This window comes from uncultured Kordia sp. (genome assembly GCF_947489565.1).
Classification (GTDB): Bacteria; Bacteroidota; Bacteroidia; order Flavobacteriales; family Flavobacteriaceae; genus Kordia.
The window spans coordinates 89,436-101,741 of the sequence record NZ_CANLEA010000012.1; the positions used below are offsets into that span (position 1 = coordinate 89,436).

The window sequence follows — 12,306 nt, forward strand, 5'->3', positions numbered from 1 at the left end:
TATTTAGTTTTCTGGTAATTGTTCTGGTATTTGAAAAGTGCTAAAGTTTAAGAAGTTCCCTGGATGTGCTAATACGTTTTGTAGGATCAATGGTGAGTCTGCAACTCCGCCTTCGTATTGTGTAGTACCGCTCATATTTACATCATTGTCAGTATAACCATTGATGATAAATGTGGAAAAGTTTAGAAAGTTTCCAGGATCATTTAAAGCGGCTGACAAAATTGCTGTAGCATCTGGCGTTCCTCCTTGATACTGTACAATGCTGTCTCCATTTACATTGCCAGACCACATTCCTAAAGTGTTTGCTGGCATTCCTGCGTCTGTTTGTGTATTGTTTCCAAACGTGATTGGATTGTTGGCTTCTGCAAAGTCAATAATCGTTATGACAGAAGATAATCGCTTTGCATTCGCCAACATAATTCCTAAGTGATTTCGGTGTTTTATAGCAATAAAATAATCATCAAGTTGTGAAGTAAATGTAAATGGACTTACACCATCCGTATTTACAATATCGCCATCGCGTTGTAGTAAAGCTGAAGCACTTTCTAAAACGTTTGTATTGTTATCTGCATCACGCAATTCAATAAAAACCCAATCCACAATGGCATCTTCTCCTGTCACATCAAAAACAGTTGTATTTACTGTTGCTGCATCTGCATACGGACTTGTGGTTGGAATGAGATTTGCGATACGTAAATCGTCTCGCATAAGCGTTTCTTCATTTGTATTTGGGTTTAAACTCGCGCCTTGTAAATACACTTTTAATAAAATTGCTTTTGAAGCTCCATTGACTGATTTAAAACCTGTCCAACCACCATTAATATACGATTGAACGTTTCCTGCTCTCACAAATACATCAATATTAGAACGATCGGTAAATGTATTGTTACCATTTGCTTGATTGTTAATCGTTGGTGGAGTAAAACCTTCTAGGATGATATTTCTAAGAGGATTATTTCGAAAAGCTCTCCCATTAATATTAGTAACCGAAGCTGGTATGGTTACAGAGATGAGTTGATTATTACTAAAGGAATCTGTTCCTATTCTTGTTACTGTAAAGTTTTCTAAGCCATCATTTATAGTACTTGGGAGGATGAGTTCGCCTGTAATTGAGGTATCAACAGTTTCAACTTCATTCGGATTCAGGCTGTTAATTTTGTATGTAATATTTGCAACTTCAAATTCATTGAAAAAAGCTGGATCTTCTCCGTTGATAGACGCAAAACCTGTCCAGCCATTGATTAAATAAGATAATTCTGTATCCGTAGGAACGGTCAATGCAATATTTTGTCTGTTTGTAAAAAAATTATTTCCAACAACATTTGGAGGATTGGGATTTAAAGAAGAAACCGTCGTTAATGGATTATCTCTAAAAGCCGATTCACCAATAAAAGTGATGCCCGCAGGAATCGTGACTGATGTTAATTGATTGCTTCTAAAGGTATGTTGTTGAATTGCTGTTAGATTTTCGGAAATAGTCAAACTCGATAAGTTATTCAATTCAAAAGCACCATTTCCTAACGAGGTTACCGTATTGGGAATTACTACACTTCCGATTTGGTTCAATCGAAACGCTCTAAAGTCAATATTTGTAACGCTTGCAGGAATGGTCAGGCTCGTGATTTGGTTGCTTTGAAAGGCAAAATTTCTTATAACTCTTAGAGTATTTGGAAGCTGTACACTTGTCAAATTTTTATTTTCAAAAGCGCTTTGCGCAATTTTAACTATGCTAAAATTGGTTCCTTGTGTAGTTACATTAGCGTCAATTACTAAATTTTGCGGAATATTGGTTCCTCCTGTAATTTCAACTTCATTTGGATTTAAGGATGTAACTTCATAACTAAAGTTATTTTCGGTAAACGTAGCACCAACAGAAAATTGAATAATTCCATTTATAGAACCAAACATATCCCAACCTGCTGCCTGATATGCCGCTTCTGTTCCTGTTGGAACCGTTACAGCTATTGTTCCTTCATTGTCAAAGGAAATTGTCGTGACACTTGGTGGTGTAGTAGCCAATACATCTATAGTTGTAATGGGATTTTCTGTAAATGCTGAGAGACCAATAGTTGTAACATTGGCAGGAATGGTAACACTCGTTAAATTATTATTATGAAAAACTCTGAAATCTAAAAATGTAATTCCCGTTGGAATGTCTATGCTCTCTAATAGGTTATTTTCAAAGCAACGCTCTCCTATTTCTGTTAAGTTTGCAGGAAATACGACACTAGTAAGTTGATTATTGCTAAAGGCTCTCCTTCCTAATGTAGTGACTAAGCTAGGTATGGTAACACTCGTTAATTGATTATTTTCAAAAGCACTATCACCAATTTTAGTAACTGTACTAGGAATACCAACACTCGTTAATTGATTACCTTTAAATGCATCAACCGTAATTTCAGTAATGGTATACGTTGTACTGTTAAATGTAACTGTAGTAGGAATGGTTACACCAGTTCCTGTAATAGAACTATCAATGACACTTACGGTATTACCTGTTAGCGAATTGATACTGTATGTGATATTGTTTACTTCAAAATTTGGATTAATTCCGTTAATCGTTGCAAAACCTGTCCAGCCGTTACTTAAATAAGCATCCTCACTTCCTGCAGGAACTGTTAACGAAATAGCGCTACGATCATCAAAAGTAAAAGACTCTAGAATTGGTGGCGTAGTGCCCAAGGCAGTTACTTGTGCGATTGTTGAAGACTCAAAAGCAAAAGATTTTAGTTCTCTAATAGTAGCTGGAAGCGTGATACTTGTGATAAAAGTTTCAAAAAAAGCTGAGTTACCAATTTCTACAACACTATACGTTACGCCTTGAAATGTTACAGCACTTGGCACTGTATATGCTCCTTCTGGATCTGCAAAAAAAAGTGACACCTCATTAGGATCAAAACTGATAGCTTCATATTCTATCCCGTCAATGGTAAAAATGAAACCGCCACCTTCTGGATTTGTAGTCTGCGCACTACTCATTGTAATTCCCAAACAAATGATGTTTATGTATAGGATGATTGTTATTATTTTTTTCATGGTATTCAATATTTAGTTTTCTGGTAAATGCGGACTTAAAAAGTTTGAATTGAAACGATGTATATAGCGCTTCTCAATTTTTGATTTTTTAATCGTAAACAAAGAAAAATCTATGTCGGATTTGTTACAAGTTTTAGCAGGTATCAAAAGGGTATCAAAAACATAAATTATTGATTTTCAGCATTTCTAAAGCATTTTAAAGCATAAAAAAAGTCATAAACAATATATTTATGACTTTATTCGGGAGATTAGAAAAATGGCTTCTTAGGGATTCATATTTGAAGTGTTGTATTTTCTAAAAATGCGATGATATCATCGCTAGATTCTAAACCTAATTTTTTACGAATTCGATATCTTGAAGACTTAATAGAAGCTAAAGTTGTGTTGAAGAGTTTACTAATTTCTGTGGAACTCAATCCTAATTTCATCATACACAATAATTCTTTTTCACGCGCTTTCAATTCTGTAAAATGAGTATCTAATAATACTTTGAAGTCCATACTCACCTCATCTAAATAATTTTGCAAACTAGATGTGGAACTTTTTGATGTTTTTTCAGAAAGTAATACTGCAGATAAAGATTTTAATGCGCTTTTTCGTTCTCCTTCATTTTCAAACGTAATAATTTCTTTAATGTCATCTAAGGTTCTGTTGAGTACTTCTTCCGTAATCGAATTTTCTACCACAACTTTTTTCAACTCATTTTCACGATTGGCCAATACTAAATCTGCCTTTAACTTCTCAATTTCTTTTAATTTGAGTTCGTTTTCAGCCAAGGCAATTTTTCGTTCTTTCCGTTTTACAATAATATATATTGATAATAGTGCGAATAATAATACTACAAATATCAACGCAAAATAGAGTTGTTTTTTGGTAGATTCATTTTTTAAATGAACCGCAGCAAGTTGTTTTTCTTTTTTGAATTGATACGCGTATTCTAAGTCTGCCAATCTTTTAGTTCTACTCTCACTAATCAGCGAATCCTTGTATTTATCATACAGTAAGAATGCTTCACGCGAAGCTGCATAGTCTTTACTGTCGTGCATAATTTCTGCTTTTCTGGAGTAAGACCATTTTAATAATAAGTGAGAACGTATTTTTTTTGCATGTACAATGGCACTATCTATATGCGAAGTTGCTTTGCAATATGCTGCCTTTTTGTGGTATACTTTCGCAAGACTTAAATGGTTATTAGACAAATGTTGATAGAGTCCTGTAGTATTTAAAAATGCTAAGTTTTCAATTATTTTTTGTTCTGCAATGTCGTATCTGTGCTCTTTAATATATGTATTGGCAATATTTGTACGAACTCGTATTTGATATTTTTTAGTAATCTTAGGAACTGCCAAGGCTTTGTGAAAGTAATAAATTGCAGAATCATACTTTTTTTCTTCCACATACAATGCTCCCAAACGATTGTAAGATATTACACGTCCTCTGGCAACGGTGTCCTTTTTTTGTATTTCTAAAGCGCGTCTGTAATACAGTTTTGCCTTATCAAAGTCGTTCATTTTTTTGTAAACACTTCCTATATTACTGATACATTTTCCGGAAATTCTATGATAATTGATCGATGCGGCAAGTTCAAAACCTTTATTAGCATAGCGAAGTGCTTCCGAATTCTCGCCAAGATTGGAATGCATACTAGACAGACTGTACAATACTTCTGCTTTTAGTTGTTGATAGTAAAGACTTGTATATCCTTTGTCATCGAGTTCTTTTTCAACTTCCAAATGTACTTCTTTAGCAATTGATCGATCAAAAAATGCAAGCCGATTTCCCAAATCTGCTTTGAGCGATAATCGTATGGAATCTGTTGCTGCTTTTTCTATTTGAGATTTTAACGCGTCTACAATACTATCTTTTACTTGTGCTTTTACAGAAAAAGAACTAGCTAAAAAGACCATGGTTATCAGTATATTCTTCATATGTTCTCGTTCTTTAATGATGTTAAACGTAATTGAGAAACACTGGAATTCATACTATTTTTCAAAAATAGTTGCGCACTACATATCACCACACATACTTGTGTAACACGTAGTATTAGTTTTGTTTTTGTGAAATTTGCCCTTATCATAATTTTAGTATTGGTTCATAAAATGTTTGTTTACGTAGGCTTATTTATAATTCAATACTAATTTTAGTGTGAGACATCACTGAAACTAAAGTTTACGAAGATAAAAGTAGTTGCAATTTCTCTGTAAGCATGTAACAATACCGCATAATGCTATCACATTTCCGACATAGCGTCGGTTTTTTCACAATTAAACTGTTAAAACATAAGTTATTAATAATCAAATACATAAAAATAATTTTCATGATTTCAAACTGAATTTCATGTACATTTCAGACAACTCAAGTTCATTTGTTTATTTTTGTATATGATTCAAAAAGTTGCTCTTGGCGGAGGTTGTCATTGGTGTACAGAAGCTGTGTTTCAATCCTTAATTGGTGTACAAGATGTTGCGCAAGGTTGGGTACAATCTAATGAAGAAAATGACACGTTTTCTGAAGCTGTGATTGTACAGTTTGATCCAACGATAATTCCTTTGAAAGTTCTCGTAGAAATTCATTTGCACACACATAAATCGACCGTACAACATTCTATGCGGAAGAAATATCGTTCTGCCATTTATTATTACGATCAACCGCAGCAACAAGAAGTTTCTAAAATTTTAGCGGAGTTACAAGCCAATTTTGAAGAGATACTTATCACACAAGTATTGCCTTTTGTTTCTTTTAAAGCTTCGCGCGAGGAAATTACCAATTATTACTATTCCAATCCGAAGAAACCGTTTTGCGAACAATTTATCAATCCGAAATTGAAATTGTTGTTGCGTGAGTTTTCGGAGTTTGCTGCTAAGAATAAGTTAGAACATCTTAAATAAAATTCTAGTTTCAAAATTACATACTGCACTGTCACTTCGAGTGATTTTTCGTAATATCATGAAGAAAAATTGTATCGAGAAGCACTGATAAACACATAAACTTCATAAGAGATCTCGATACTAAATTTTATCCTAAAATTTCACTCGATCTGACGACTGAGATATACAAAATTTTAATTATACTTAAAAGTCCCGTAAGTACTCTTAATCGTCAACTTTTTACTTTCTGAAGCTTCTACTCTACCTACAATTTGTGCAGCTACGTTGTATGATTTTGAAATGGCAATGATATCTTCGGCAATTTCCGGAGAAACATATATTTCCATACGATGTCCACAGTTAAAAACCTGATACATTTCTTTCCAATCTGTGTTCGATTGCTCTTGAATCAATTTGAAAAGTGGTGGAATTTCAAACATATTGTCTTTGATAATATGTACGTTATCTACGAAGTGTAATATTTTGGTTTGTGCGCCTCCACTACAGTGTACCATTCCATGAATTTGCTCCGAAGTGTATTTGTCTAAGATACTTTTGATAATCGGTGCATAGGTACGTGTTGGCGATAAAACTAATTGTCCAGCATCAATCGGTGAATCTGCCACAGCATCCGTTAATTTTGTATTTCCAGAATACACCAAATCACTTGGTACTGCATTGTCAAAACTTTCAGGATATTTTTCGGCTAGATATTTATGAAATACATCATGACGTGCAGATGTCAATCCGTTACTTCCCATTCCGCCATTATATGATTTCTCATACGTAGCTTGTCCAAAAGAAGCCAACCCAACAATAACATCACCTTCTTTAATGTTTGCATTGTCAATAACATCTTTTCGTTTCATACGAGCTGTTACGGTAGAATCTACAATAATCGTACGCACCAAATCTCCAACATCTGCCGTTTCTCCTCCTGTAGAATGAATGGTTACGCCAAATTCTTTCAATTCTTGAATCAATTCTTCACTTCCGTTGATAATGGCAGAAATCACTTCGCCAGGAATGGCATTTTTGTTTCTTCCTATCGTAGAAGACAACATGATATTATCGGTAGCTCCTACACACAACAAATCGTCAATATTCATAATCAACGCGTCTTGTGCAATTCCTTTCCAAACAGACAAGTCGCCTGTTTCTTTCCAGTACATATATGCAAGTGACGATTTTGTTCCTGCGCCATCGGCATGCATGATTAGGCAATATTCCTCATCATTGGTTAAATAATCGGGAACAATTTTACAGAAAGCTTTCGGAAATAAACCCTTATCAATGTTTTTAATGGCGTTGTGTACATCTTCTTTTGATGCAGAAACGCCGCGCATTGCATAGCGTTTTGATACTTCTTGACTCATAGTTGTTGTGTTGTGCTGCAAATATACTTTTATTGTTTAAATTTTATTTTCTGTGAAAGCTTTTTTTATTGTTTTTATCTAACAATTGCTCCTAATGATCCTTTTCTTAAGTTTATATCTCTTTCATTTCACATAAGAAATCTCAGTTTTGTTTACCATTTATAAATCGTCAATTGCTATTCTTCCATTTCATATGCTTTATGTCTTCCTTTAGTAGTATTAATTTTAAAAACATATACTCATGAAAAAAAGAATTTTAGTTCGTTACATCTGAACAAAAAATTAGTCTCTAAATTGAATTTCAATACATTAGTAGGAGGCGCTGAAGGGAATACTAGTATTATAGATAATAGCTGTCAAACATGCCTTAATATAAACACTTGTGCAACTTGTGCATCTGTTTGTGGAGACCTTTGTACTTCTGATGATGCTAGATGTCCAAAACCAGAACCGCCAATTAGAAACGGGGCTAGCTATCCGTCTGAAGAAGGTTCTATTTAAAAAGAATACTGCGATCTTCGGATCGCTTTTTTCTTCTTATAACAGGTTATTTGAGTAGTATATAAAAACGAGAGAACTGTAATATATTTTTCACTTTTAAGTATTTCGCACGTTAGTTGGAATGTCTTGTTTTTGATGTAAAAAGTTACTTTTTTTATTTACCATTTATAAAGCGCCAATTGCTATTCTTCCATTTCATATGCTTTATGCCTTCCTTTAGTAGTATTAATTTTTAAAACATATACTCATGAAAAAAAAGAATTTTAGTTCGTTGAATCTGAACAAAAAGTTAATTTCTAAATTGAATTTTAATGCAGTAGTAGGAGGCGCTGAAGGGAATACTACCGTTATAGGTAACACATGTCAAACATGTCCTAATATAGACACTTGTAAATCTTGTGGAGACCTTTGTACTTCTAATGATCCTGCTAGATGCCCAAAACCCAAACCGCCAATTAGGAACGGTGCTAGCTATCCGTCTGAAGAAGGTTCTATTTAAAAGAATGATGCGATCTTCGGATCGCATTTCTTTTCTCAAATAACAGGTTTCTTAAGTGCTACATATAAAAATACGTCATCTGCCGAATGTTTTCACTTTTGAGTATTTAACACTTTTGTAAAGTAATTTATAAAGTAATACTCATGAAACGTTTTTTCCTCCTTTTTTTCTGTTGCAGTCTAACATTTTCTTTTGCTCAACAAGTAAAAACGCAAAAAGATATTCTTCAAATTCCAAATACCGATTTGATAAAAGACTTTAATCTAAAAGTTAAAGGGAATATAAAACCGGAAATTGTTATTAAATCTACGTTTATAGATGTTGGTTTTGGATTTGAAAGTAAAAGTTTCAGCTATCTAAAAAAAGATTACAGTACAAGAACACTCACTTTTGAAGGCAACAAAGTAACTAGTAACATTAATAAATTTCAAAATGCCTTTGGAAAGCCCAATGCTTTCTATTTTTACTATTCGTATGATGAAAAAGGAATGCTAAAAAGTAGCACTAGCAAATCTTCTAATGCTGGAAAATTGGATGCTAATAATGAAATCAACGAATATAGTTTTTATAAAAATGGTCTTATCAAAGAAAGTGTATTCAAAGGATCTGGAAAAGTAGAAACTAAGAAATACACTTACAAAACCAATACCTTGTCGTATAATTTTGCCAATGGAAACACAACGTATCATTTCAAAAATGGTTTGGTTAACAAACAAGTCACATTCAACAAAAGTGCTAACAAAACGTACACAGATTCTTATAGTTATAACGACCAAGGTTTTTTAGTATTGCAACAAAGTGAAACAAGTAAATACGCTTTCCATCACAATGAGCATAATTTAATAGAAAAAGAAGTCACAAAAAATTATACAAAACATTACAAATACGTTTATGACAGCTATGGAAACTGGATTATCGCCTATACATTATCAACAGGAACTAAAGGATTGTATGGAAGTCGTTTTAACTTTTATTTACGAGAAATAAAATACAGCAATGGAGATATTACAGGTGGAAAAACTCCTGAAAGTCAAAATATCAAAACTGCACTTTTACAAGCTAGACAGCAATTGTATGATGAACTTATTTTGGGTAAAAAACCATATGTAGCCAAAAAAGTACGCAATATAGACTTAGGTTTCCCAATGCATGAGATTGAAGAAGATTATGGTTTGAAGATTGGAAAAGGCAATATTATTCCTGTAAAGTTGAATAAGAAACAATACGATCAAAGAAAATCTAGAGGAAATACTGAATTTACAACCGAACTTACATTGGAAAGTGTTACTGAGTTTGATACAAAACTTAAAAAAGTAAAAGCATCCCAAATCACCAGAAAGGTAAAAACGACTAAATATCATTATAACTATGACTCGCAAGGGCGACTCAAGAAACATTGGACGGAAGGCGGATTGTATGGGAATCGTTTTGAAAACTATTTTTATGAAGGAGATAACGACTTTGTGCGTACTATTTCGTTTAAAGAGAATGGTCCAGCAGTTAAGGAAATCTATAAGAAAACAGCGGATGGATATGTAATCAGCGGTCAATCAAGTCAGAAAATTTTTATCGAAAATAATCTTGTTAAAAAGAAAGTTTTAGGATATAATTCTAGTGAACCTTCAGAAAGTTTGTATTCATATAACGATCAAGGAAAAGTTACGAAACTAGAAAGTGAGTATTATATCACTGTCAAAAAATACAATTCCAAGGGAGATCTCCAATTTTCTAAAGAAACTAAAAAAAGTGATGGCAATTATACAGCATACAATTATGCTTATACATATGATACCTATGGCAACTGGATTATTCAAATGCGTCTTTTAGATATGAGTATAGCTAGAGGAATTCCAAGCTATGGCCAACCTACATTGCGTCAAATCACCTATAGTAATGGTAAAGTGACAGGAACTACAGACATTACAAAAGTTGAGAATGATTTAGTAGCACTCCGAAAGAAAGTAAGAGCAATGGAAGCTGATTCAGGTTCAGATGCTCAAATTGCGACTTGGAAAAAGGTAAAAGAAGATAATTTCTATTTGTATATAAATAATAAACCTGTACAAAAAGCAATGTTGAGTTATATGGGAGATCATATTTTGGCTTTCAACCAAGATAACAATCAGTTGTATAAATTAGAAAATTTTAAACAGGCAAAAATCAACAAAACTTATGCTGCAAAAAAAGTGGATGTGGAAACCACTCATGGATATTGGTTTAAAAAAACAAATGGATCAGTAGTTGTCTTTAAGAGTAATGGTGCTATCATTCAAAAAAGCAGTTTGTATAAATATGCTCCTAATAATATTGATGTGTTTTACCAAGGAGAAAACGAACCTGAGAAAGTTGTTTTAAACAATTATAAAAATGTAAAAAATTTCACTGTTTATCCTGCCTTAGATTTCAAAACGTATGACGCAGGAGAAACCACAACTACCAATACCAATACTGTAGCCAAACGTTCAGGAACTTGCTTGCGTGGCGATTGTGATAATGGATACGGAGAATTCAAATATGCATCTAGCGGAAAAGTAGCAAAAGGATTTTATACCAACGGACAACCAAATGGTGCTATACTCATTGAAAGTGCTAATGTAAAAGATGCTGTATTTTCTAGCTATGCAGGCTCTTTTGACAAAAATGATGCGTTTACCTATGAATATGATGGCAAAAATACGGTGTATTTCTATGACAAAAACCTAACAAAAGGGTTTGCAAACGACTCTAAAAAGAAAGAAACTTACAAACTCATATTCAAAAATAAAAAAGTTGTTTCGAAACAATTGCTTAAATATAATGGCGAAACGGGTTGTATGCTTGGAAACTGCACCAACGGTATTGGTGTATATAAATATAGTAATGGTGCTTTCTATTTTGGTACATTTAGTAATGGCAAGCGAAGCGGTTTTGGAAAAATAGATTTCAGCAATGGCACCTATTATATTGGAGAATTTAGTAATGGAGAATATAACGGACTTGGAAGTTATACATGGTCTGAGCACAATTTTTACATGGGCGAATATTTAAATGGACAATACCACGGAAAAGGTGTGATGTATTACAATAAAACGCGCTATGATGCTGGAAACTGGGCGAACGGGAAGTTTCAAGGAACAACAACCACTAATACTAACAAGACAAGCTCAACTTCGAATTCGACCTCAACTTCGAATTCGACCTCAACTTCGAGTTCAAGTTCAAATTCAACCTCAAACTTCAACACTTTTTCTACTGCTGAAAAAAGCAAGGTTAATGCCTGCAATAACGACTCAGAATGTGTAGCCAATTATTTTCATGAATTGTACAAAGTCAATAAAGATAAGTTGTCGAGTAGCGAATTAACTAAAAAAATGACTAATTATTTTCATAGTTTATATAACATAAATCCGAAATTAGCCTATACTATTTGTTTCAAGTTGGATACGGATGTTTTCAATACGGTAAAAATTAAAACCTTACCACAAAGCGTACAAGACGATATCAAAAAGAGAGCACAGAAACTTACTGATGCGTATCAAAAACACCTAAAGTCTAAAGGATATTAATTTTACAAATGTTTCTCAAAACACACACTTTCCGACGCGCCAATATAGGGTTCGTAATTTGGAATGCGTTGATACTTATTTTTCTCGTAAAAACGAATGGCTTCAGGCAACATTGTTCCAGTTTCCAGTACACAACTTGAGTTTCCTAATTCTTTTGCCCAAGTTTCGAGTTCGGTTAAAATAGTGATGCCTAAGTTTTTCCCTTGAAGTTTCTGACTTACATACATACGCTTGACCTCAACCGTATTTTCGTTGAATTGCTTAATTGCGCCACAACCAATAGGTTCGTCATTTAAATACAATACAATGGTATGATGTAACGCTTCCAAACCATTGAATTGACTGTAAAATTCGTCACTTTCACCATTTCGGATGCTTAGAAATGCATCGAGTTCTTTGACCAAGTTTATAAAGTCTTGATTTTTGGAATTGGTTCTTTTGGTTTTCAGGTTCACTTTTTTGTTTTTCTTATTGATTTGTCT

The 12,306-nt window shown here is 33.5% G+C and carries 8 protein-coding genes; 4 read left to right on the top strand and 4 right to left on the bottom strand.

What is annotated here, in order from left to right:
• Positions 1-3: 3 nt before the first annotated feature.
• Both Q0845_RS16945 and Q0845_RS16950 read right to left on the bottom strand, forming a co-directional pair.
• Entirely contained in the window at positions 4-3,036 is a 3,033-nt protein-coding gene (locus Q0845_RS16945; RefSeq protein ID WP_298515720.1) for a leucine-rich repeat domain-containing protein, read from the bottom strand.
• A gap of 272 nt (positions 3,037-3,308) precedes the next feature.
• A complete protein-coding gene (locus Q0845_RS16950; protein WP_298515723.1) occupies positions 3,309-4,964 on the bottom strand; it encodes a tetratricopeptide repeat protein in 1,656 nt (551 codons plus the stop codon).
• Positions 4,965-5,417: 453 nt separating this feature from the next.
• Between Q0845_RS16950 and Q0845_RS16955 the strand changes: the two genes are divergently transcribed.
• Positions 5,418-5,924, top strand: coding sequence for a peptide-methionine (S)-S-oxide reductase (locus tag Q0845_RS16955; RefSeq protein WP_298515726.1), 507 nt, complete (start codon positions 5,418-5,420; stop codon positions 5,922-5,924).
• A 173-nt stretch (positions 5,925-6,097) separates the two neighbouring features.
• Here Q0845_RS16955 and Q0845_RS16960 read toward each other — a convergent pair whose 3' ends face one another.
• Entirely contained in the window at positions 6,098-7,279 is a 1,182-nt protein-coding gene (locus tag Q0845_RS16960; protein WP_298515729.1) for an AIR synthase related protein, read from the bottom strand.
• Between the two features lie 294 nt (positions 7,280-7,573).
• Here Q0845_RS16960 and Q0845_RS16965 point away from each other — a divergent pair, with 294 nt between their 5' ends.
• The 3 genes from Q0845_RS16965 (at position 7,574) to Q0845_RS16975 (ending at position 11,824) form a co-directional block, all read left to right on the top strand.
• Complete coding sequence (locus Q0845_RS16965) at positions 7,574-7,780, top strand: hypothetical protein (protein ID WP_298515732.1); 207 nt, start codon at positions 7,574-7,576, stop codon at positions 7,778-7,780.
• 247 nt (positions 7,781-8,027) lie between these two features.
• Positions 8,028-8,279 carry a hypothetical protein gene (locus Q0845_RS16970; protein ID WP_298515734.1) on the top strand — a complete coding sequence of 84 codons (252 nt, stop codon included), beginning with the start codon at positions 8,028-8,030 and terminating at the stop codon, positions 8,277-8,279.
• Positions 8,280-8,422: 143 nt separating this feature from the next.
• Positions 8,423-11,824 carry a hypothetical protein gene (locus Q0845_RS16975; protein WP_298515737.1) on the top strand — a complete coding sequence of 1,134 codons (3,402 nt, stop codon included), beginning with the start codon at positions 8,423-8,425 and terminating at the stop codon, positions 11,822-11,824.
• Positions 11,825-11,826: 2 nt separating this feature from the next.
• On the opposite strand, the gene Q0845_RS16980 is transcribed toward Q0845_RS16975, so the two are convergent.
• Positions 11,827-12,279: a GNAT family N-acetyltransferase gene (locus Q0845_RS16980; RefSeq protein ID WP_367180677.1), complete on the bottom strand. Its 453-nt coding sequence runs from the start codon at positions 12,277-12,279 to the stop codon at positions 11,827-11,829.
• Positions 12,280-12,306: the final 27 nt, after the last annotated feature.

Bases quoted from the DNA above. Each gene is read 5' to 3' on its own strand.
- Q0845_RS16945 (WP_298515720.1), bottom strand. From the start codon at position 3,036: ATGAAAAAAATAATAACAATCATCCTATACATAAACATCATTTGTTTG.
- Q0845_RS16950 (WP_298515723.1), bottom strand. From the start codon at position 4,964: ATGAAGAATATACTGATAACCATGGTCTTTTTAGCTAGTTCTTTTTCT.
- Q0845_RS16955 (WP_298515726.1), top strand. From the start codon at position 5,418: ATGATTCAAAAAGTTGCTCTTGGCGGAGGTTGTCATTGGTGTACAGAA.
- Q0845_RS16960 (WP_298515729.1), bottom strand. From the start codon at position 7,279: ATGAGTCAAGAAGTATCAAAACGCTATGCAATGCGCGGCGTTTCTGCA.
- Q0845_RS16970 (WP_298515734.1), top strand. From the start codon at position 8,028: ATGAAAAAAAAGAATTTTAGTTCGTTGAATCTGAACAAAAAGTTAATT.
- Q0845_RS16975 (WP_298515737.1), top strand. From the start codon at position 8,423: ATGAAACGTTTTTTCCTCCTTTTTTTCTGTTGCAGTCTAACATTTTCT.